General features: G+C 66.7%; 15 protein-coding genes, 1 pseudogene and 1 riboswitch. Of the genes and pseudogenes, 6 read left to right on the plus strand and 10 right to left on the minus strand.

The features are described from left to right. Positions 1-30: 30 nt before the first annotated feature. Positions 31-2,220 (minus strand): CAP domain-containing protein, encoded by a 2,190-nt coding sequence (locus D6850_RS12790; protein WP_121167504.1) that lies wholly within the window; start codon positions 2,218-2,220, stop codon positions 31-33. A 99-nt stretch (positions 2,221-2,319) separates the two neighbouring features. Next, the gene (locus tag D6850_RS12795; protein WP_206019259.1) at positions 2,320-2,847 is read right to left on the minus strand and encodes an invasion associated locus B family protein; all 528 of its coding nucleotides are present in this window, start codon (positions 2,845-2,847) and stop codon (positions 2,320-2,322) included. A gap of 182 nt (positions 2,848-3,029) precedes the next feature. Here D6850_RS12795 and D6850_RS12800 point away from each other — a divergent pair, with 182 nt between their 5' ends. Beyond that, on the plus strand, positions 3,030-4,025 hold the full coding sequence (locus tag D6850_RS12800) for an asparaginase (RefSeq protein ID WP_121167506.1): 996 nt from the start codon (positions 3,030-3,032) through the stop codon (positions 4,023-4,025). A gap of 313 nt (positions 4,026-4,338) precedes the next feature. Here the strand turns inward: D6850_RS12800 and D6850_RS12805 are convergent, their stop codons facing one another. Next, on the minus strand, positions 4,339-5,817 hold the full coding sequence (locus D6850_RS12805) for a hypothetical protein (RefSeq protein WP_121167881.1): 1,479 nt from the start codon (positions 5,815-5,817) through the stop codon (positions 4,339-4,341). 388 nt (positions 5,818-6,205) lie between these two features. Beyond that, positions 6,206-6,362: riboswitch (FMN riboswitch) on the plus strand. A gap of 83 nt (positions 6,363-6,445) precedes the next feature. Here D6850_RS12805 and D6850_RS12810 point away from each other — a divergent pair. Further along, a pseudogene (locus tag D6850_RS12810) lies at positions 6,446-6,879 on the plus strand (6,7-dimethyl-8-ribityllumazine synthase). A gap of 34 nt (positions 6,880-6,913) precedes the next feature. Here the strand turns inward: D6850_RS12810 and D6850_RS12815 are convergent. After that, the gene (locus D6850_RS12815) at positions 6,914-7,228 is read right to left on the minus strand and encodes a YciI family protein (RefSeq protein WP_121167883.1); all 315 of its coding nucleotides are present in this window, start codon (positions 7,226-7,228) and stop codon (positions 6,914-6,916) included. A 96-nt stretch (positions 7,229-7,324) separates the two neighbouring features. Continuing rightward, entirely contained in the window at positions 7,325-8,197 is an 873-nt protein-coding gene (gene serB / locus D6850_RS12820; RefSeq protein WP_121167508.1) for a phosphoserine phosphatase SerB, read from the minus strand. A 168-nt stretch (positions 8,198-8,365) separates the two neighbouring features. Here serB and D6850_RS12825 point away from each other — a divergent pair, with 168 nt between their 5' ends. Continuing rightward, complete coding sequence (locus D6850_RS12825; RefSeq protein ID WP_206019260.1) at positions 8,366-9,526, plus strand: phosphoserine transaminase; 1,161 nt, start codon at positions 8,366-8,368, stop codon at positions 9,524-9,526. A gap of 78 nt (positions 9,527-9,604) precedes the next feature. Beyond that, on the plus strand, positions 9,605-11,200 hold the full coding sequence (gene serA, locus D6850_RS12830) for a phosphoglycerate dehydrogenase (RefSeq protein ID WP_121167512.1): 1,596 nt from the start codon (positions 9,605-9,607) through the stop codon (positions 11,198-11,200). Positions 11,201-11,300: 100 nt separating this feature from the next. Here serA and panC read toward each other — a convergent pair whose 3' ends face one another. Together panC and panB are read right to left on the minus strand one after the other, a co-directional pair. Next, complete coding sequence (gene panC / locus D6850_RS12835; protein ID WP_121167514.1) at positions 11,301-12,149, minus strand: pantoate--beta-alanine ligase; 849 nt, start codon at positions 12,147-12,149, stop codon at positions 11,301-11,303. Beyond that, the gene (gene panB / locus D6850_RS12840) at positions 12,146-12,985 is read right to left on the minus strand and encodes a 3-methyl-2-oxobutanoate hydroxymethyltransferase (RefSeq protein ID WP_121167516.1); all 840 of its coding nucleotides are present in this window, start codon (positions 12,983-12,985) and stop codon (positions 12,146-12,148) included. The genes panC and panB overlap by 4 nt, the downstream gene beginning before the upstream one ends. A 288-nt stretch (positions 12,986-13,273) precedes the next feature. On the opposite strand from panB, the gene D6850_RS12845 reads away from it, so the two are divergent. Then, a complete protein-coding gene (locus tag D6850_RS12845) occupies positions 13,274-13,990 on the plus strand; it encodes a hypothetical protein (RefSeq protein WP_147438904.1) in 717 nt (238 codons plus the stop codon). A 56-nt stretch (positions 13,991-14,046) separates the two neighbouring features. Continuing rightward, entirely contained in the window at positions 14,047-15,207 is a 1,161-nt protein-coding gene (locus D6850_RS12850) for a winged helix-turn-helix domain-containing protein (RefSeq protein WP_121167520.1), read from the plus strand. An 18-nt stretch (positions 15,208-15,225) separates the two neighbouring features. Here the strand turns inward: D6850_RS12850 and D6850_RS12855 are convergent, their stop codons facing one another. The 3 genes from D6850_RS12855 to D6850_RS12865 form a co-directional block, all read right to left on the minus strand. After that, positions 15,226-16,884, minus strand: coding sequence for a flavin monoamine oxidase family protein (locus D6850_RS12855; RefSeq protein ID WP_121167522.1), 1,659 nt, complete (start codon positions 16,882-16,884; stop codon positions 15,226-15,228). 82 nt (positions 16,885-16,966) lie between these two features. After that, positions 16,967-20,920, minus strand: coding sequence for a translocation/assembly module TamB domain-containing protein (locus tag D6850_RS12860; protein ID WP_121167524.1), 3,954 nt, complete (start codon positions 20,918-20,920; stop codon positions 16,967-16,969). Further along, positions 20,920-22,728: an autotransporter assembly complex protein TamA gene (locus tag D6850_RS12865; protein WP_245964177.1), complete on the minus strand. Its 1,809-nt coding sequence runs from the start codon at positions 22,726-22,728 to the stop codon at positions 20,920-20,922. Before D6850_RS12865 ends, D6850_RS12860 begins: the two co-directional genes overlap by 1 nt. Between the last annotated feature and the right edge of the window lie 213 nt (positions 22,729-22,941).

Genomic DNA, 22,941 nt, shown 5'->3' on the forward strand with positions numbered 1-22,941 from the left:
CGCGCGGGTCAAAACCGTTCGCGCCGCAAATCAGACCGTGAATAGCTCGAAAGCGTCCCAATCGCCCCACTGATCGCCGTCGAAGGCGCGCACCCAGAGCGTCTGCTCGGACGGAGCCGCGTCGCGGGTGAACCAGATGTCCGAGAGGTCGGCGGTCTGATAACCGACGCTTGCGTCCACCATGCCCCCGTCAGCCCACCAGTTGTCGCCGCCCTCGTCGTCCCAGACCTCGTAGAGCGTGATCGCGTCATCCTCGGCGTCCGTCACGGTGAGGACGGCGTCGAGCTTGCGCCACGGATCGCCGCCCAGCGCGATTGTCTGGTCGGACACGGACGCGACTGGAGTTGTGTTGCCGTCAGCGGTGGTCAGCTGGAATTGGTCCCAGGCGCTCCAGTCCGCGCCGTCGAAGGCGCGCACCCAGAGCGTCTGCTCGGACGCGGCGGCATCGCGAGTGAACCAGATGTCCGAGAGGTCTGCGGTCCGGTAGCCGACGCTTGCGTCCACCATGCCCCCGTCAGCCCACCAGTTGTCGCCGCCCTCGTCGTCCCAGACCTCGTAGAGCGTGATCGCGTCATCCTCGACGTCCGTCACGGTGAGGACGGCGTCGAGCTTGCGCCAGGGATCGCCGCCCAGCGCGATGGTCTGGTCGGACACGGACGCGACGGGAGCTGTGTTCCCGTCAGCGGTGGTCAGCTGGAATTGGTCCCAGGCGCTCCAGTCCGCGCCGTCGAAGGCGCGCACCCATAGCGTCTGCTCGGAGGCGACGGCGTCGCGGGTGAACCAGATGTCCGAGAGGTCTGCGGTCCGGTATCCGACGCTCGCGTCCACCATGCCGCCGTCAGCCCACCAGTTGTCGCCGCCCTCGTCGTCCCAAACCTCGTAGAGCGTGATCGGGTCGCCCTCGGCGTCGGTGACGGTCATCACGCTGGCCAGCGTGCGCCACGCTCCGCCCCCCAGCGATATCACCTGGTCGGGGACCGTCACCACCGGCGCGGCGTTGCCCCCCAGCGTGGTGAGCTCGAACGACTCCCACGCGCCCCAGTCGGTTCCATCATGCGCCCGCACCGAGAGCGTCTGCACGGAGGCGACCGCGTCACGAGTGAACCAGATGTCCGACAGATCGGTGGTCTGGTAGCCCGCGCTCGCGTCCTTGATCCCGCCATCGGCCCACCAGTTGTCGCCGCCCGTGTCGTCGCGCAACTCGTAAAGCGTGATCGCGTCGCTTTCGGCGTCGGTGACGGTCATCACGTCCACCAGGCGCAGCCAGGGGTCGCCGCCGGCCGCGATGGCCTGGTCCGCGATGCTCACCACCGGGGCGGTGTTGGACACGACCGCGGGGTTGAAGGCGTCGACCTTCACGTTGTCGGCCCCGATCGTCGCGGTCGTCACCACGTCCGCGGTCAGCCCGCCGCCCGAGAAGGTGATCGTCCACGTCCCCGCAGGCGCCGCGATCTGCCAGCCGCCCGCGGCCCATGTCGTCGTGCTGAGCGTGACGCCGCCGCTGGTCAGGGTGACGGTCACGCCGCCCATGCCCTCGCCGATGTCGTAGAAACCGTCGGCGTCCGCATCGTCGATCACCACACCGACGAATTGCGGCGCATAGGCGTGCCGCGCGCCGAGATGCTGCGTGGTGACGTATTCGCCTACATTCGTGCCCGGGTCCGTGTCCTGGATGACGCCGATGCCGATCTCGGTCCGGCCTGCGTTCATCAGCGCGTTGCGGTGGCCGGCCGGATCCTGGATGCCGTCGCCGCGGGTCTGCCAGTCGGACAGCAACGTGCCTGTGCCGTCCCCGTTCGAGTAGTCCGCGTCGTCATAACCCCAGTCGATGACGAATCCCGCATGCCCGTGCAGCGCGTCCTTGGAAAAGGCGTAGATGTTCTCGGAAATGCCGGACCAGCCGGTGTAGCCCGCATCCGCGACCCGATCGCGCAGGGACGGCTCACCGGGGAGGTTGTGGCTCTGCGTGTCCTCGTCGATCATTCGCTGCGAATGCGTCTCGGCCGAGACCGACAGGTTGTCGTTCCACGCCAGCGGCGCCACGGCGGGCAGCGCGCCCAACTGCGCGGACAGCGCGGCGAGATCGACGCCGAAATAACTGATCGCGCTCGCGATGTTCGCCTGCTGCCCGACAAGCCGCGCGTACTCGCCGCCCGGATCGGTGCGCAGCGCATTGATATACTCAAGCGTCAATTGTTCATAAGCGCTGGGTCTGGACATGGTTCACCTCACAACTGCCTCACGGCGCGGCGTATCATCCGTTAAGGGCGAAACTATGGGCCGGGGCGCCACAGAAACACCCCATTACCCGCCAATTGGTTACTTGCAGCGCTTCTGCGCCTCTTCCATCGCCGCGGTATACCCCAGGAGCGAGAACGTGTCCTTGGTCTGGGTCCCGCGCGAGGACCGCGCGGTCAGGATTGCGTCCGCCCCCCGCTTCATCGCCGCGATGATCTTGGCGTCGTCCGACTTGCTGGCCGGCCACGCCCATTCGCCCTCGGTGAACAGCTCGAACTTGGCGCCGTCGACATTCACCTCGACGGTGGAGCCGGAGGCGAAGGGATAGCCGCCGGTGAACGCGACCTGCCCGGCCACGCCGGCCGCCGGGCGGAAGAACGTCATGAACAGGATCTCGCCCCGGCGCACGGCGACCACGCGCCCGCCCTTGGTGTTGACCGACTCGGTCGGGGCCGACACCGCCCAGCACTCCTTGGGATCGGAATCGACGAACACGCTCCACGCGGTCTTGGCCGCGACCTGGTTGGTGCTTTCGTCCTGCGCGAACGCGCCCGACGCAAGTATGGAAAGAACCGCGACGCCTGCGCCGCGCATGAGCCGTGCTACCATTTTTGTCCAGCCTCCAAGCTGTCCCTAAACCTCAATCCGCGCCGGTTGCATCCCGCCTGCCGCGGGTATCTACTGGACCGGGCTTTGCATTCTCGACAGTGCACCAATAGCCCAAGTGAGACCAGAAACGAAAGAATGAATTGGCGAAAAGTCGCACATGCGTTCGCCAAGGGAGGATGAGGATGACCGGACCGGTTCCGATGGTCGGAATTTCACGCGGCCCCCTGGTCGAGAGCGCGCATCTCGGGCAGGCCGTCATCTGCGGCCCCGGCGGCGAGATCGTGGAAGCCTGGGGCGACCCGGACGCGCAGGTGCTGCCGCGCTCGTCCTGCAAGATGCTGCAGGCGTTGCCGCTGGTCGAGACGGGCGCGGCCGACCGGTTCGGCCTGACGCCCGAGCACCTCGCGCTCGCCTGCGCGTCGCATAACGGCGCCGCGATTCACACCGAACGGGTGAATGCGTGGCTGGCCGATCTCGGCCTCGGCGACGACGATTTCCGCTGCGGCGCGCATATGCCCAAGGACTCGGAGGCGCACAAGGCGCTGCTCTGCTCGGGCGCCGAACCCTGCCAGGCGCACAACAACTGCTCAGGCAAGCACGCCGGCTTCCTCAGCGTGACCCGGCATCTCGGCGCCGGACCCGAATACCTGGAGATGGACCATCCGGTCCAGCGCGCGATCCTCGCCGCGACCGAGGAACTGACCGGCCTCGCCAGCCCCGGCTACGGCATCGACGGCTGCTCAGCGCCCAACCACATCACGACGCTGCACGGCATGGCCCGCGCGATGGCCTTCTTCGCGACGGCCGCCGATGGCGCGGACGCGCGCCAGGACGCGGCGGCGCGGCTCTGGCAGGCGATGGTGGCGCATCCCGACCTCGTCGCCGGCGAGCGGCGCGCCTGCACCGAGTTGATGCGCGCCTGCACCGAGCCGGTCGCGCTCAAGACCGGGGCCGAGGCGTTCTACGTCGCCATCATCCCGGGCCGCGGGCTCGGCGTCGCGCTCAAGATCGCGGACGGAGCCACGCGGGCGGCGGAATGCGCCATCGCCGCGCTGCTGATCCGGCTCGGCGCGCTCGACGCGGATCACCCGGCGGCGCGCAAATACTGCAACGCGCCCATCGTCAACTGGCGCGGAATGGAGACGGGCCGCATCGCGCCCGAGCCCGCGTTGCTGTGATGCGGATCGGGTGAGCGGGGGCAGCCGCCGCCCTTGCTGCGCGCGTGGAGTTATGGTTTGCGCGCCATTTGATTATCGCGGCGCTGGGCGTTGAGGTCTTGGGAGGGCGGTGAGCCGTCATTCGCCGCGCTGATCACGAAGGGTGGCCCTGTGCAGATAACAAACTTTGCAAAATACAGTTGTCGGCTCAAGGCGAAGCGCACCGGCTTTGTATACCACATCCAGAGCTTTGTTGTCCTCCCTTCATAGGGATGGTGCACATTTCATGACCTTACGCACCATCTTTCATGACCTTACGCACCATCTTGGTCGTTCAACTGGCCTTCGAACCTGAAGGTTTATTGTCCTTGCGCGCATCGATGAGAACAATGTCTTTGCTGTCTTCGAGACCAAGCCGCTTCAATATTCGCTGAACGCGAGTCAACTGTGAATACGAGAAGTAAACAATGGCCTTTATAGCGCGCTGCGCATCTGATGATGCTTGATATATGTCAGTTTGTTTTTTGAGATTCATCTCAAGTTTTGTGTTTTTTGCCAGCTTCATCTCGACCAGCGTCTTTTCTCTACCGCGGGATATTTTGAAGTCAACCGGCCCGCGACCATCGTTGGCCTCGGTACCTGCATCCGACGGCGTTCCGAACCAAACCAGTCGGTACAGTATCTGAACGTCTTTCTCTCTTTCGACCGCTTTTCCATTTTCGTCATAGAAGATACGCCAGCCTCCCATGTCTTCGATGACGTGCTTCAGGTAAGCGAGTCGAATATGAGATTCTTCGTACGTGCCGGGCTTTACGCGGTAGAAATCGGTTCCAGCCAGAACAGGCTGAAGAACTTCGCGGAGACGTTTGGAGAAAAATAATTCTGTTGCGAAGACCTTCTCAAAGCTCAAATCAGTAGCATCATCGCCAGTGTCTTCTTTCAACTTGATGTAATAGTCGATGAGTTCAGGAAACTGCCGGATAGTCTCTGTCGCTGCCTTGGCCCTCTTTCCTTTCGTAGGATGTCGCCCCTTCTTTTTGCGTGCTCTGAGTTCTCTCTCAAAATAATTGCTGACGGACGCCCTAAGGCTACCGTCAGGGATAGCTGTAGGAATATCTTGGAACCTATTAATTAAATCGCTCGTATTGATCCATGTGTCGTCCCTTGTAAGCATGTCCTTGGGAGTAAGGATGATGTAATCACCTTCGTACCAAGGCAGTTCGTAGCGCTTCCTCTGCCAAGATTGTGTTTTGAAGTTGAAAACGGCCCTATCAATCCAGACTTCTCGTGTTTGGTCTTCGCGCAAATGCGCCTTGGCGAAGCTCTCCGTGTATGTGCACAGAAAGTCTTGGATGAGGTTTGTCACGAAATCACTTATGTTATCCCGTCCGACTCCGCTCGATACCAAGCATACTTTCTCCAGGTGAGAGCTTTCGGTGATGCTCTCCTCGCCAAAGTTTGCGAAGATGAAATTCAAATTTTCATGTAAACTTCCTGCAAAGTCCATCCCGAGACCGGAACCACCGTTTCCAACCATCGAGAAGCCAAACCAGTTTTGCTTTACTTCCGGGAAGCAATACCAGTTACGTAGCATTCCGTCACTAACATGGCTGTCCGCTGCCCGATCTCTCAGAAAGATCAGGTATTCGATGATGCTTTCGTGCAAGTCCCGATATTCTTGCTTTTCGCTGTGAAAGAGAAGGAACGGGTCAATAAAAAGTGGCAAATCGTTGATGATCGACACATCAAAAGCCCCGTACTCGTCGACAACTGATTTTTCCAATCTGAATGCATCGCTGAAAAAGGTAGCCAACCGGAGTACTCCATATATTGTGTGACAAGCCGATACTCGCACATTGTACGGCAACTCGAACGCGAATGTAAGAAGAAGCATTTTCCCTGAAGAATGGCTTCGCGATCGGTCTGTAAAAGAACGCAAACGCCCCCGACATGTAACAGCTAGGATGCTTCTGCACTGTCGGCTTTGGGTTGTGACCGGTCGCCCGCCGCGCCAGACTCGAACGACAGCAAAGGGCCGCAAACAGACCCGCTTGCAGGTGACCGAAACGGCGGTTCTCTCCGCCAAGCCAACCTCCAGACTGCACGCGCCCACCCCCCGATCCCGCGTCGCCCCCCGGAGCGGACCGGACCGGCGCATGTCCGGCAACCTTGCGCTTTGCCATGACATGCCTCATGCTCGCCTTCGTTCTCAGGGCGGGGCGGAATTCCCCACCGGCGGTAACGGGCATCGGCCCGAAGCCCGCGAGCGCCTCGGGATTGCGCCGCAATCCCCTGGGTCAAGCAGACCTGGTGCAATTCCAGGGCCGACGGTCACAGTCCGGATGAGAGAGAACGCCGGGTTCCGCCGCGCGCATCCGCGCCGGCCTTGCCTGTCGTCCTTCGCCTTGGGTGTACGTGTCGACATGCGAAAGGAGCACCCCATGACACCCACCCGCTACGCCTTCATCAAGGCCAACTGGCACGCCAACATCGTCGACCGCGCGCTGGACGGATTCGCCGAAATCATCCCGCGCGACCGGATCGACGTCCTCGACGTCCCCGGCGCGTTCGAGATGCCGCTCATGGCGCGCGACCTCGCCCTGACGGGGCGCTACGGCGCGGTGATCGCGGCGGCGCTGGTGGTGGACGGGGGCATCTACCGCCACGACTTCGTCGCGCAGGCGGTGGTGGACGGGCTGATGCGGCCGGGCTGGACAGCGGCGTGCCGGTGCTGTCGGTCTCGCTCACCCCGCACCAGTACCAGGAGACGGAGCATCACCGCGCGATCTACGCCGCGCATTTCGTCGAGAAGGGGCGCGAGGCGGCGCGCGCCGCGCTGATGATCGGGCAGGCGCGCGCGGAACTGGCGGCGTAAGCGGCGATATCGCGGCCGATCCGGGGCCGCGCGCTCACATCTCGATGATCTCGGCCACCTCGACGCTGCCCGATCCGTCGACGACCATCGGGCAGCCCTTGGCCAGTTCGCATGCGGCCTCCTGCGACGCGGCCCGGACCACCGTGTAGCCGCTGGTCGGGTTGGCCCCGCCGTCGCCGGTGACGCCATTCGCGCTCACCGTGCTGGACTTGCCCACCGGGTTGCCGCCATCGACGACCGCGTCGCCCAGCTCGCCGAACCACGCCATCCACTGGGCCATCGCCTTTTCGCCCTCTTCCTGGGTCTCCGGCATCCCGCCGCCGTGATAGATGAAAAGATAGTTCGCCATCATCGCTCCTCCCTCTCGCGTCAGATCGCCGCGCAAAGGTATCAGCACCTCGCGCCAGCACCGAGAGGATTCACCGACGCCCCTTCCCGTGCGCGCTCAGCCGCCCACGAATTCGTCCCGCGCATAGCCTTGCAGGTAGAGCAGCGCGGTCAGGTCGCCGTGGTTCACGCGCAGGTCGCATTGCGCCGCCACGGACGGTTTCGCATGAAGCGCCACGCCCATGCCCGCGCGCGCCAGCATCCCGAGATCGTTGGCCCCGTCCCCCACCGCGATGGCGTCGGCAGGCGCGATCCCGAGCCGCGCGGCGATCTCCTCGAGCGCGCTCACCTTGGCGTCACGCCCGAGGATCGGCTGTGCGACCGTCCCGGTGAGCCTGCCATCGGCGATTTCCAGCACGTTCGCGCGATGCTCGTCAAAGCCGAGCGCATCCGCCACCCGTTCGGTGAACGCGGTGAACCCGCCCGAGACGAGCGCCGTGTGCGCCCCCGCCGCGCGCATCGTGGCCACCAGCGCCGCGGCGCCGGGCATGTGGGTGATCCGGGCGGCCAGCACCTCGGCGATGATGCCCTCGGGTTGATCGCGCAGCAACGCCATCCGCTCGAGCAACGCCCCCTCGAAGCCGATCTCGCCGTTCATGGCGCGCGCCGTGATCGCCTTGACCTCGGCGCCGATACCGGCGGCGTCGGCCAGTTCGTCGATGCATTCCTGCTCGATCATGGTGCTGTCCATGTCCGCGATCAGCAGTTTCTTGCGCCGTCCATCGGCCCGCTGCACGACCAGATCGACGCCCATCCCCTGCAGGTCCTCCCAGAGATCCCAGCGGTTGCCGGGGATCTCCTTCATCGCGAACTCCGCCGCCTCGTCGGGCGACAGCCATTGCGCATCCCCCCCGCCCCAGGCGTTGCGCAGGCTCTCGACCAGCGCGGGGTCGAGCGCGCCGGGGCGGGCGATGAGCGTGGTGATGAACATGTTCGGGTTCCCCTTTCACGCGGCGGCGCAGGCGGCCCGCGTCGCGAATAATCCTTCGAATGCCGCTTACCCGCATTTCCCCACTTGCGAAAGCCCCGCAACGGGCTTAGCACCGTAGGTGGGACACCCTTCCCCAACGAAGGGCGCTTATCTGGAAGGATAGCAGCAATGGCTATGCAAGACACCGGCGCGCGGCCGGTCTCTCGCCCCGTGGAAACACCGGCGAATCCGCGTTTCTCCTCTGGCCCCTGCGCCAAACCCCCGACATTCTCGCTCGACAAGCTGGCGGATGCGCCCTTGGGCCGCAGCCACCGCGCGCCCATCGGCAAGGCGCGGCTCAAGGCCGCCATCGACGGCACGCGCGAGGTGCTCGGCATCCCGGACAGCCACCGCATTGGCATCGTGCCTGCCTCGGACACCGGCGCCGTGGAAATGGCGATGTGGACCATGTTGGGCGCACGCCCCGTCGAGATGCTGGCCTGGGAAAGCTTTGGCGCCGGCTGGGTCACCGACGCGGTGAAACAGCTGAAACTCGACGCCATCGTCAAGACCGCCGACTATGGAGAGATCGTCGACCTGACGAGCGTCGACACCAACAATGACGTGGTGTTCACGTGGAACGGCACCACCTCGGGGGTGCGCGTACCCAATGGCGACTGGATCGCGGAAGACCGCGCCGGGATCACCATCTGCGACGCGACCAGCGCGGCCTTCGCGCAGGAATTGCCGTGGGACAAGCTCGACGTGACCACGTTCAGCTGGCAGAAGGTGCTGGGCGGCGAGGCGGCGCACGGGATGCTCGTGCTTTCCCCCCGCGCGGTGGAGCGTCTGGAAAGCTACACGCCCGACCGCCCGCTGCCCAAGATTTTCCGCCTTAGCAAGGGTTGCAAGCTGATCGAGGGCATCTTCGAGGGCGCGACGATCAACACGCCCTCCATGCTCGCGGTCGAGGATTACCTCGCGGCGCTGGACTGGGCGCGCTCGGTCGGTGGGCTGCAAGGGCTGTTCGCGCGGGCGGACGCCAACGCGCAGGCGATCCATGACTTCTGCGATGCGCGCGACTGGATTGCGAACCTCGCCGTTGATCCGGCGACGCGGTCCAACACCTCGGTCTGCCTGCGCTTCACCGATCCGACCATCGCAGATCCCGCCGCCTTCGCCAAGGCGGTCGCGAAACGGCTGGACGACGCCGGCGCCGCGCATGACATCGGCGCCTATCGCGACGCGCCGCCGGGCCTGCGCATCTGGTGCGGCGGCACGGTAGAAACCGCCGACATCAAGGCGCTCCTGCCCTGGATCGACTGGGTCTACGCGGCCGAACGCGGCTGAACCGCTGATCTCTCTGGACAAAATCGGACCGGGATCTTTCAAGGATCCCGGCGCCCCACCCCCGAAAGGACCACGAAAATGGCTCCCAAAGTTCTCGTTTCCGACAAGCTCTCCGACACGGCGGTGCAGATCTTCCGCGATCGCGGCATCGACGTTGATTTTCAGCCCGATCTCGGCAAGGACAAGGAAAAGCTCGCCGAGGTGATCGGCGAATATGACGGTCTCGCGATCCGCTCGGCCACCAAGGTGACCGAGAAGATCCTCGACCGCGCCGACAATCTCAAGGTCATCGCCCGCGCCGGCATTGGCACCGACAACATCGACAAGGTCGCGGCGTCGAAGAAAGGCGTGATCGTGATGAACACGCCCTTCGGCAACATGATCACCACCGCCGAGCACGCCATCGCGATGATGTTCGCCGTGGCGCGGCAAATCCCCGAGGCGAGCGCGTCGACACACGCCGGCAAGTGGGAGAAATCCCGCTTCATGGGCGTGGAGTTGACCAACAAGACGCTGGGCGTGATCGGCGCGGGCAATATCGGCGGCATCGTCTGCGACCGCGCGCGGGGACTCAAGATGAAGGTGATCGCCTATGACCCCTTCCTGAGCGCAGAGAAGGCGGACAAGATGGGCGTGGAGAAGGTTGAACTCGACGACCTGCTCGCGCGCGCGGATTTCATCACCCTGCACGTGCCGCTCACCGACCAGACCCGCAACATCCTGAGCCGCGAGAACCTCGAGAAAACCAGGCCCGGCGTGCGCATCATCAACTGCGCCCGCGGCGGGCTGGTCGATGAAGAGGCGCTCGCGGATCTGCTTGAATCGGGCCATGTGGCGGGCGCGGGGTTCGACGTCTTCGCCAAGGAACCCGCCACCGAAAACCCGCTCTTCGACCTGCCGAACGTCGTCTGCACGCCGCACCTGGGCGCCGCCACGACCGAGGCGCAGGAAAACGTCGCCATCCAGGTGGCCGAGCAGATGTCGGATTACCTGCTGACCGGCGCCGTGACCAACGCGCTCAACATGCCCTCGGTCACCGCGCGCGAGGCCAAGGTCATGGGCCCGTGGATCAAGCTCGCCGATCACCTGGGCGCCTTCATCGGCCAGATGACGGACGAGCCGATCCGCGCCATCAACATCCTCTATGACGGCGTCGTGTCCGGCATGAACCTCGCCGCGTTGACCAGCGCCGCGGTGGCAGGGATCATGAAATCCCTCAACCCCGAGGTGAACATGGTCAGCGCCCCGGTCATCGCCAAGGAACGCGGCATCCAGATCAGCACGACCCAGCAGGACAAGTCGGGCGCGTTCGAGGGCTACATCAAGCTCACCGTCGTCACCGACCAGCGCGAGCGCTCGATCGGAGGCACGGTCTTTTCGGACGGCAAGCCGCGCTTCATCCAGATCAAGGGCATCAACATCGACGCCGAGATCGGCGAACACATGCTCTACACCACCAACCGGGATGAGCCCGGCATCATCGGCGCGCTCGGGCAGACGCTGGCGGGCAACGGCGTCAACATCGCCAATTTCACCCTCGGGCGCAGCATCCGCGGCGGCGAGGCGATCGCGCTGCTCTACGTCGATTCGCCGGTCCCGAAGGAATTGATGGAGAAGCTGCACGACACCGGGCTGTTTCAGCAGATCAGGCCGCTGCGCTTCGATGTAAGCTGAGCGCCACCCGGCGCTCGATGTTCCGCCAATACTCTCGCCGGAGGCGCCAACGCGGGCGCCTCCGGCGGGGGCATTTTCGAGCAAGAAGAAGAAGCGGGCCTCAGCCCCCGACCGCGATGTTGTCGATCAGGCGCACGCCGGCGAGCCACGCAGCCGCGAAGAGACGCGCGGGCCGGATCGGCGCGCTCAGCAGCGTCAGGTCGTCGGCGGCGCGCATCTCGAGGTAATCGACCTTGGTGAACCCGGCGGCGTCGAGCCGCTTGAGCGCCTCGGCGTGCAGCGCGTCGAAATCACCGCCCGCGGCAACGCCCTCGGCGATGGTCTCCATCGCCTCGAACAGAACGGGCGCGCGGGTGCGGGCGCGGTCGGACAAGAGCAGGTTGCGCGAGGACATGGCGAGGCCGTCGATCTCGCGGATGGTGGGGCATCCATGCACGGTTACCGGCAGGTTCAGATCGCGGGCCATCCGGCGCACGACCTGCAATTGCTGGAAATCCTTTTCGCCGAAGAACGCGTCGGTGGCCGAGGTCTGGTTGAAGAGCTTGGCCACCACCGTCGCCACGCCTTCGAAATGACCGGGGCGGTGGACGCCGTCCATCACCTCGGTCAGCCCGGCGACCGACACGGTGGTGGCGAAGCCTTCGGGATACATCTCGCACACGTCGGGAACGAACAGCCCATCGACCGCAAAGCGCGACAGCTTGCGCGCGTCCTCGGCTTCGGTGCGCGGATAGCTGTCGAGATCCTCGGCATTGCCGAACTGCCTCGGGTTGACGAAGATCGTCACGATCACCCGGTCGCAGACCTTTTCGGCGGCGGCGACCAGCGACAGGTGCCCGTCGTGCAGCGCGCCCATCGTGGGCACCACGCCGATCCGCTCGCCCGCGCGGATCCACGGGTCCGTCGCCTCGCGCAGCGCCGCGACGCTGCGCAGGATCGGCGCGCTCACGCTGTCGCGCCCTTGGCCGGGGCGGCATCGCCAAAGGTATGTTCGCTGGCGGGAAAGCGGCGGTCGCGCACTTCGGCGGCGTAGGCGGCGATGGCCGCCTCGGCGTCCTGCCCGAGCGTGCCGTAGCGCTTGACGAATTTCGGCTTGAACGCGGTGAAGAGGCCGAGCATGTCGTCGACGACGAGGACCTGCCCGTCGCAGCCCGCCGAGGCGCCGATCCCGATGGTTGGAATATCGACCGTTTCGGTGATCCGGTCCGCCAGCGTCGCAGGCACCTTTTCCAGCACCACGGCGAAAGCCCCGGCATCCGCCACCGCCTGGGCGCCGGCGAGCAGCGCGTCGCCCTGTTCGGCGCGGCCCTGCACCTTGTAACCGCCCAGTGTGTTGATCGACTGCGGCGTGAGGCCGACATGCGCCATCACCGGCACGCCCCGCGCGCTGAGAAACGCGATCGTCTCGGCCATATGCGCGCCGCCCTCGATCTTGACCGCCGCCGCGCCCGTCTCGCGCATCAGGCGCGCGGCGTTGCGGAACGCCTGCGCCGGGCTTTCCTCGTAGCTGCCGAAGGGCATGTCGATCACCAGCATCGCCTTTTGCAGCCCCCGCGCGACGGCCTGTCCGTGCAGGATCATCATCTCCATCGTCACGCCCAGCGTCGAGGGCAGCCCGTGCAGGACCATGCCGACGCTGTCGCCGACCAGGACGAAATCGCAGTGCTCGTCCATCATCTGCGCCATCGGCGTGGTGTAGGCGGTCAGGCTGACGATCGGCGCGCCGCCCTTCATCGCGCGGATGTCGTCGGGCAACGGGGCGGTCTTGCGGGCTGTGGCGCTCATCGGTGAGGCTCCTCGTGCTGCGTTGCAGCGATGCCTAGCAAGAAACGACGGCCGTTTCCACCTCCTCTTGCAGCCGCTCCTCGGGGCGCTTCAGGAGCGGCGCGTCACGTCCAGCGCATTATCGCGCCATCCGCACCGCGCCCGGGTTGTCTTCTCCGCGCAAAGCGGGTCTGATGATCGCGCCCCCCGTTCACCTCACCCCAAGGCGGCCCGATAGTGCGCTTTTTCATCCTTTTTCTATGTGTTTCGCTCTTCTTCGCGCCCGTCGCAACGGCGCAGCAGGGCGCAATGCCCGCCATCGGCAAGGCAGACATCGTCCGCATGCTGGGGCGGATCTTCACCGATGACGGCATCCGCGAGGATCTCGTGCGGCTTGGCTTCAAGGGCGAGAATCTGGAACTCGCCACCCGACAGATGCGCGGGCTGATGACCGACCCGGAGGTCGCGGGCTATATCGCCGATCAGATCATCGCCTTCAGCGCGGACGGAACACTCCCCGGAAACACCCGCGCGGGCGGCGCGCTCTGGGGGGTGATCGATCGCGGCGTGGGTCATCTGCCGCTGCGCGACCTGCGGTATTATTACCTTGTGGAGCAGACGGTCCTTGGCGCGATGCCCATCCGCGAATGCGGCCTCGCGATCAAGGAACGGCTGTCGCCCGCGCAATTGTCGGACGCGACGGCGCGGGTCGCGGCGCGGCTCAACACGCCTGCGCTGCGTCAGTATTACCGCATCCAGCGCCGCGCCGCGCGGCTCGGCGCGACGCGCGCCCCCGTGCGGATGGACCCGGCGAGGATCGAGCGGACCGAGACCATGATCTTCAACGCCTTGCTGGCGCGGCTTGACGGGGCCGAAAACCGCGCGGTGATGATCCGCACCTTCGCGCGGCTCGACCAGGCCGGCAACCGGCGCGCCTGTGCGGCGGGGCGGCTGTTCATCGACACGGTCATGTCGCTCGAGGGGCGCGCCTTGCACGACGCGCTGCTGTTGCTGAGCCTGCCGTGACGCGCGCCGTTGCATTCGCCCGCATGCTCGCGCAGTAAACCCGCGAAGGGGGCGACATGCAGCCGATCAGACTGAACAACCGGAAGGCTCGGCATCTCTGGCTCTGGACCAACGGGCTGTCGGAGACGCCGGTCGGGCCGCTCGATGTGATGGCTATCATCCGTCGGCTCGGCTTCGTGCAGATCGACACCATCCGCAACGTCACCCGGGCGCATAATCACATCCTCTGGACACGCAACCAGAATTACCGCGAGGGCATGCTGTGGCCACTGCTGGGCCGGGAACGAAGGCTCTTCGAGCATTTCACCCATGACGCCTCGCTCCTGCCGGTGGAGATGCTGCCCCTCTGGCAACGCCAGTTCGCCCGCCTTGGCGCGCGCGCCGCGCGGGGGCCATGGTATCAGTCGGGCCTGGCGAGCGCAGAGATCGCGCGCCTGCGCGAGCGCATCGCGAGGGAGGGGCCGCTCTCCACCCACGCCTTCGAGACCCGCGCGAAAAGCCGCGAGATGTGGGCGCGCCCGCCGCACAAGAAGGCGCTCGACCAGATGTGGTATGCGGGTGATCTCGCCACCAGCCATCGCGAGAATTTCGTGAAGTTCTACGACCTGGGCGAACGGGTGTTCCCGCCCCATGACGCGCTGGACGACCGTGATGCGGTGGAGGCGCTCTGTGACGCCGCGCTCGACCGGTTGGGCATCGCCACCGTGGGCGAGGTTCAGCGGTTCTGGGCGGCGATGGACACGGACGAGGCGCGGGGCTGGCTGGGGCGGCGCGCGCTGGCGCCGGTCGAGGTCGAGGGCGCGGACGGCGCCTGGACCGCCGCCCATGCCCCGCCGGATATCGAGGCGCGGCTAACGTCGCTGCCCGCGCCCACGTCGCGGCTGCGCATCCTCAACCCGTTCGATCCGGCGATCCGCGACCGCGCCCGGCTGCGCCGCCTCTTCGGGTTCGAGTATGTAAACGAGATGTTCGTCCCGGCGGCAAAGCGGCGCTGGGGGTATTACGTCTATCCGCTGCTCGAGGGCGACCGTTTCGTCGGGCGCGTCGAGCTCAAGGCGAACCGCGGCGAGGGATGGCTGCGCGTCACGGGGTTCTGGCCGGAAGCGGGCGTGAAATGGGGCGCGGCGCGGCGCGACCGGCTCGATGCGGAGCTTGCGCGGTTCGGGCGGCTGGCGGGGATCCGCGACGTCGCGTGGACGACGCCCGGTCCGGGCTGAGAGAATTTCGCCAATCTCTCAGCCGCCGAGGTCGATCGGCCCCATCTGGGCATAGACGTCGCCGGGTCCGTGATTCGACGCGTGGCTCGCCCCGCCGAAATGGGTCATCACGCCCCAGACGGCGTTGAGCGCGGTCTGCACCGCGCCCTCCACCCAGGCGGGCGTCCAGCTGATGCCGTCGCCGGCCAGGAACAGCCCACGCTCGGCGGGCGGCAGCGCGCCTTGCATGAAATGCCCGTACATCCGGTGGTTATACCGGTAATGCCCCGGCAGCGCGCCCTTGAACGCGCCGAGGAAGTTGGGATCATTTTCCCAGCTTACGGTGATCGGGTTGCCGATGATATGCGCGCCGATATCGACCTTGGGGTAAATCTTGGCCAGCGCGGAGAGCGCGAGATCGACACGCTGTTCCACCGGCAGCGGCGCCATCTTGAGCGCGTCCGACATCCAGCTATAGGTGAGACAGATCACCCCCGGCCGGTCCGGGCCGTTGTCGAAAAGGTAGGTGCCGCGCGTCATCCGGTCGGTCAGCGTCACGCTCATCACCTCGCGGCCCGTTTCCGGGTCGCGGTCGCGCCAGAACGGGCGGTCGACCATCACGAAGGTCTTGGACGACTGCATGTAGCGGGTGCGATCGAGCGCCATCCACATGTCCTGGCTCAGCAGGCGTTCGTCCACGTCGATGGCCGTGGTCAGAAGCCAGCTCTGGCAGGTCGCGACCACGGCGCCGAAACGTTTCGTGCGCCCCCAGCGGTCGGTCACGGCGAAATCTCCGTCCTCGCCGTCGCGCCGGATGCGGGTGACGCCGGGCAGCGGCGCGCCGCTGTGCAGGCGCTCCAGCGTCGTGCCCTTGGGCCAATGCGTCATCCGCTCGGGCGCGTGGGACCAGAGGCCGCGCGGCACGGCCTCGACCCCGCCAACCATGAAGCGCTGATCGTCGTCGAGCCCCAACACGTTCACCCGCAGGATTTCCAGCATCGAGTTCGGGAAATCGCTGTCCCATCCGCCGGTGCCGAAACCGACCTGGCCGAACACCTCGCGGTGCCGGAAGCTCAGCCGCTTGAACGCGTCCGACTGGGCGACAAAATCGTAGAAGCTGCGCTCGTCCCAGTCGCGCACGATGGGGTTCCAGATCTCCTTCACGCGGTCCGCATCGCGCGCGCGGATCGCCGCCTGAAGGTCCGAAAACCGCGCGCCATCCTCGAGCGCGGCGTCGTAGGCTGCGGCCACCTCGCGGAAGAGCGGGGGCAGATCGTCAAGCGCTTCGGCGTAGACGGGGCGCCCCTCGAGGTCGATCACCGTCGATCCCGCCGCGTCGCTCAGCGGGTTGGGGAAGGGGCGCGATTCGATGCCGAGCTTGTCGACATAGGTGTAAAAACCGGTCGAGGATATCGGGAACCGCATCCCGCCCAGTTCAGCGATGATATCCTCGGCGCCCTCGAAGGGCTCGGAGCGCAGCCGCCCGCCCATCTGGCCCGATTCGTAGATGACCGGCTTCAGCCCCAGCTTCATCAACTCGTAGGCCGTCGTCACCCCGGCCATTCCCGCGCCGATGATCGCCACCTCCGCGCCGTGGGCCTCGGCCGGGATCGAGCCGAGGCCGTCGGGGTGCGCCAGCCAGTCGTCGAAGGCAAAGGTGAAATCCGGCCCGAAGGCGGTGACGGGGGCGTCGGTCATGGCGTGTCCTGCATCTCGGGGCGGCGCGCGGCGCGCGCCTGTTCATGCTCTACCCGCGACGGGCGGCGCGATCAACGCGCGCTCAGTAATCCTTCTGAAAGAAGATGCCGAGCTTGCTTTCGTTGTCGCTGTCCATCGATCCCTTGACCGTGACCGAAGGGCTCAGGTCGATATTGAGCGACACCTCACCGCCGCCGCCGCTCGAGGCGGTCACGTCGGTATAGATGTTGTCCGAGATATACTTGCCCGCGCGCACGCCGGTGTTGCCCTCCTCGTCGGTGGTGATGTCGAGGTCGTCCACCCCGAGCTGGCGGCGCAGCCGCCCGACGATGCCCTCGCCGCCCTTGCCCGCGAGCGTCGCCACCGCGCTAGCGAGCTGCGCCGCCTGGAGCGCGGACAACTCCGAGATGTTGCGCCGGAAGAAGATCTGCGACAGCACCTCGTCCTGGGGCGCCTGCGGGACCGAACTGAACGTGACCTCGGGCTGCGAGGCCGGCCCCTCGATGATAACGCTGGCGGTGCCCTCGCCGGTGTCGGTCTCGGCCACGAAGCGGATATAGGGGTTGAAATCCCCCTGCAGCAGCACGCGCCCCTCGCTGAGGACAAAGCGTTTCTCGAGAATATCGAGCCGCCCGCGGATGAGGTCGAACCGCCCGGCCGAGATCACATCCGCCGTGGTGCCGGTAAGGCGCAACTCACCGCCCAGTTCGGCGTCAAGCCCGCGGCCCCGCACAAAGATCCGCGAGGGCGCCGAGATCGTCAGGTCAAGCGGATAGGCCGGCCCGCCGCCCTGGTCCGGCTGGGCTCCGCTCGCGTTGACCCCGGCGCGGCGCAGAGTCTCGCGCACCTCGGGGCGGGCGCTTTCGTGCTTGATGGGCGGCAGTTCGCCAAAGCTCGTGATCCCCGAGGACGGCACGGTGATGCTCGTCTTGCCCAGGCTCAGGCGCCCGGCGATCCGCGCGCCGCCCGTCAGCGGACCGCGCACCGTGATCCCGCCGCTCACGCGGGTAAAGTAGATTTCCCCGTCCGTGACCACGAGTTCGGCAAGCGAAATCGCGAGGTCCGCGGGCATCGCCCCGGTCAGCGTGATCGGCCCCTTGAGCGACACGCGCCCGCCGCTCGAGGCCGCCGCGCTCAGCGAGACGTCCGCGCGCCCGTTGGCGATGTCGGCGCGCGCGTCGATCCCGGTCAGCGCCACCTGCAGTTTCGGGGCGGCGAATCGCGCGCCGGACGTGGTCACCGTTCCCGACAGCGCGCCAAGCCCCGGCGCGCCATTCAGCCGCAGGTCGAAACGCGCCAGCCCCTGGAGGCTGCGGGGGCGCAGGAACGGCTCCGTCAAGCCAAGCGGAACGCTGCCGCTGGCGGTAAGGTTCACCTGGTTTGCGCCCGTAACCGTGCCGGCCACGTTCGCCTGCGTGCCGCCCGGGCCGGTCAGCGCCGTATCGATGCGCCAGGCGTCGCCCTCCTGCCGGGCCGTGCCCTTGACGGTCGCGGGGCCGCTGATCTGCCCGGCGAAGGGGCCGATATCGGGGATCCGCGCGGAATAATCGAAGGCCGGCGCGCTGCTGCCGAAGCTGCCGGACACCTGCGCCGTGGTCCCGTAGGGGCCTCCCAGGTCGGCTGTGACGCGCCAGCCGTCTTCGGTCTGCTCGAGCGCGCCATCGGCCGTCAGCGCCCCGGAATAGGCCGGGACCAGCGGGCGCACGTTCGGCAGCCGCGCCTGGAAGGTGACGCGCACCATTTCGGCCAGCGTCGCCTCGACCGTCGCGCTCAGCGCGTAGGGGCCGCTCAGCTCGGTGTCGATCTTCCAGCCATTGCCGGTCTGCGCCGCCGTGCCCGTCGCCCGTGCGGCGCCCGAGAAGCCGGGCGCGAAGGGGCTGACATCGGGCAGGCGCGCGTCGAAGCGGAAGGTGGGGCTGTCGCTCAGCGTGCCGCTGACATCGGCCTTCACGCCGTAGGGTCCGCTTGCGAACGTGTCGAGCTTCCAGCCCTGCGGCGTCTGCTCCAACGTGCCGTTGAGCGCGACCGCGCCGGAGAAACCCGGCGCGAGCGGCGCGATATCCGGGAGTCGCGCATCGAAACGCAACAGCGCGTTCGGCCCGGTGGCGAGCCCGGTGATCTCGGCGCGCGCATCAAGCGGCCCCTCGGCGGAAATGTCGACATTCCAGCCGCGAGCGTCCTGCACCGCCTGGCCCTCCGCGGTCAGCGGCCCCGGCAGGCGCGGGTCGATCTCCCCGAACTCGGCGATGCGCAGCGCGAAGGAGACTTCGGAATCGTCGGTCGCAAGGCGGGCGTCGGCGGTCATCGAAAGTTGCGGATTCTCGATCACCGCCTTGTCGATGAACGTCCCCGCCGTGTCCCGTCGCGCCTTCACGGTCAACTCCGTGCGCCCGCTCAGCAGCGCGTCGGCCTGCGGCTGGTCAAGCGCGAGGTCCTCCGCCGTCCCGGTCAGCGTGATGTCGAACTGCCCACCCAGCATCGCGTCGCCGGCAAGCGTGAGCTGCGCCGATCCGCCCAGCGGCCGCCCTGCGAGGGCGGAGAAACGCGACAGGTCGCTGGTGGTCAACTGCGTGTCGAAGATGGTCTTGAACCCGCTTTGCAGATCGTTGACGCGCGCCTTGCCGGTCAGATGGGCCGACACGTTGCGCAGGTCGAGATCGCTCAGCAGAAGCGGTTCGCCCTTGGTGTAGGACAGCTTGAACGCGCCCTCGGCCTCCCGGCCCACCGCGTCGGCCAGCGCCGGATCGGCAAGCGCGATTCCCCCGGCGGCAAAGCGTACATCCGCCGTCACCCGGCCCACCGTGTCCGCGTCCCCCTCGAGGATGCCGCCCGCGTCGAGCGTCAGGTCGTCGACCTGGACGCCTGCGCGATCAAACCCGGTCACGCGGCCCTTCGCGGTCCAATCGTTCGATTGATCCGCAGCGTAGGTGATGTCGAGCGCGGCGCTCTGCAACCTCGTGGGCGGTCCCGGCAGCGGCAGCAACACCGCGTCCTCGCCCGACAGGTCGAGCGCGAGGTCGATCCGCGTCGGCCAGAGCGCGGCATTGAGCGCCACCTCGCCGTCAAGCGTAAGCTGCTGCGCCTCGAGCGACAGTTCTGACAGATCAAGCGCGCCATCGGCCGCGCGCACCCCCGCCACGTCAAGCGCCACATCCTCGCCGAAGAAGTCGCGAAACTGTGGCGCGAAGAGCGCGGTCACGTCCCCGCCCAGCGTCGCGGTGAAACGTCGCGCGGTCCCCGCCCCGTCGTCCCCGGCGGCGGCAAGGCCGATCTTGCCCGCAAGCCGCTCCTGCCCGTTGGTCGAGAGGTTCAGCCGCGCGGCAAAATCGTCGAGCGGCCCGTCGCCCTTCAGGCTCAGCGTCACGCTCGGCTTGCCCGGCAGGTCTAGAAGACGGGCCGCGATGCCGTTTTCCCCTTCATCGAGCCGCAGGTCGAGCGCCAGCATCTCGCTCGCTTCCTCGAACGACCCGGCGAACTTGAACACACCCTCGCCGCCATCGAGGCGTTCGGAGGTCAGGTCGACCTCTGCATCCCCGCCCGCGAGGCTCGCCGAGGCGGTCAGCGACAGGTGCACCTCCTCCCCCAGCAGCGGCGCGCCGAGCGTGATCCTCTCGGCCTCGAGCGTGTCGATCACGACCGAAACCGGAAGGTCGGGCAGCTTGAAGGGCGTGGCCTCGGGCGCGGGCAGCCCGTCATCGACCGGCTCGGGCGCGCGGGCCACCGTGATGGTCTTGGCGCTCAGGGTCTCGACCTGGATGCGCCCGCTCAGCAGGGCGGAGCGGTCCCAGTCAAGCACCAAGCCCGTCATCGTCAGCCAGACGCCCTTTTCGTCGGCGATGGTGATCTTCTCGACGGTGGCCTCGCTGCTGAAGGCGCCGCGGAAGCCGGTGATGTCCACGTCGCGCCCTTCCCCGCCAAGGCTGTTCTCGAGCAGCCGGGTCAGGAAGCCCTTGTCGTCCTCGGAGGTCTGCGCCGCCGCGAGGACGGGCAGGCAGGCGATCAGAAGCGCCATCACGATCTTGCGCAAGTTGCCCATCAGAATGCCTGCCCTATGCCGATATAAACCTCAAAGCCCGAGTTGCTCCCCGGTCCGGTGACCGGCACGCCGACATCGAGCCGCACCGGCCCGATGCCGGTCTTGTAACGCAGGCCAAGGCCGGCGCCGCTGTGCCAGTCGCCCGAACTGCCGTCGGGAAAATCCTCGGCCCCGATATAGCCGGCGTCATAGAACCCCACGACGCTGATCTTCTCGGTCGCATCCACCCGAATTTCGCCCGAGAGCCCGAGGAACGATCGACCGCCGACGAAGTTCCCGCCGCCAAGATCGACCGCGAGCGACTGGTATGGTTGCCCGCGCACCGTGCCGCCGCCGCCCGAGTAGAACAGGAAATCGGCAGGCGTTTCCGCCAGGCTCGGCCCGATCACCGATCCCAGTTGCGCGCGCGCCGCGAAGGTGATGCCGTCCTCGGCGCCCACGCTCTTGTAGGCGCGCAAATCCAGATTGGTGCGCACCCCGTTCTCGGTTCCGCGCAGGCTCACGAAGGGCAGCAGGCTCGCCTCCGCGTAATAGCCGGACTTCGCGTCCAGCTTGTTGTCGCGGTAATCGTAGATCGCCTTGAGCGGCGTCGTCAGCATCGAGTAGGTGTTCGACCCGAAGGCGTTCGTCGTTTCCGCGTAGCGGTAGCCGACGCCGTATTCGAACGTGCGGTGCTCGGAAGCCCAGTGCTTGATCCCGGCGCCCAGCGTGTAGCTGCGCGCGTTGTAGATGTCCTCGTCCTTGTCCTCGATTTCGGTCTCGAGATAGAGATCCATGTCCGGCTGGAACGTCGCCGGACGCTCGAACCGGGCCTTGGCGCGGTAGTTCATGCCGCCTGCGTCGCCGTCGATGCCGGTGACCTCGCCCTCGAGACGCAGCCGCTCGGCCCCGCCGAAGAGGTTGCGATGCATCCACATGGTCGACAGCCCGATCCCCTCGGTCGAGGAAACCTCCGCCCCGAAGCTGAACCTGCGCTTGGGCGCCTCGCTGATCTGTGCGGTGATGTCGAGCGTGTCGTTCGGCCCGATCTCCTCGGCCTCGCGCAGCGTTGCGACGTTGAAGGCGCCGGTGCGGCGCAGCCGCTCGGTCGCGCGGTCCAGTTCCTTGGGCGAATAGGTCTCGCCGCTCGGCAGGCCGGCAATGGCGCGGATGCGGCTGGCGCGCACGTCCTCGTTGCCCTCCACGCGAAGCTGCCCGAAGCGCAGCCGCGGCCCCGGCGCAAGCCGGATGGCCGCGTCGAGGCGATGCGCCTTGTGCCGCGCGGTGATCTCCTGCCCGGCGACGTCCGCCTTGGCGTGCCCGATGGCGCGCCAGCCGTCCACGCCGGCGCTGGCCGCGTCCTTCAGCACGTCCACCCCCGCGACATGGCCGGGCGCGAATTCCTCGGGCAACTCCGTACCGCCGGCCACCGGCGCGATCGCGGCCCTGCCAAAGCGGAAGGCCGGCCCCGGTTCGACCCGGATGACCGCGCGGCGCACGTCGCCGATGGGCGCGACCGGCGACAGGTCCGCGGCCTCGCGACCGTCGAGCCGAATCCTGACCACCGGGGCGTAATAAGCCTGTTTGTAAAGCACGGTGAGCAACCGCTGGTAATCCGCGCGGGCCGAGGCCACCACGTCCTGCGTGTTCACCTCTTCGCGCTCCTGCAACTCCATGAGAAGCGAGGCGTCGACCAGTCGGTCGGTCAGTTCGTCGTCCTCGCGCGGCACCGAAAGCGTCACCTCGAGCGCGGACGCCCCCTTGGGGGTCATCGCCAGAGCGGCGAGCGCCGCCAGCGCGCCTATCGCGATTCGTCTTGCATTTCTCACCTTGGTATTTCCGCCCCCCCGGCTCTCTGCCTTCCATCCTCGCGCCCCGCGGGCGCCTGGATCACCATCATGCAGGAGAGGTCGGCGCGCTTCAAACGGTTCGAGGCCCAACGCCGACCACGTCGGCGGGTTCCCGTGCGTCAAAGGCTTTTCTGCAAACGCGACAGACCGCTCCGCCCGGCCATCCCCGGCCCCGCGGTCCTTTGGTCACGT

The sequence above is a fragment of the Roseovarius spongiae genome, assembly GCF_003651245.1.
Lineage (GTDB): Bacteria > Pseudomonadota > Alphaproteobacteria > Rhodobacterales > Rhodobacteraceae > Roseovarius > Roseovarius spongiae.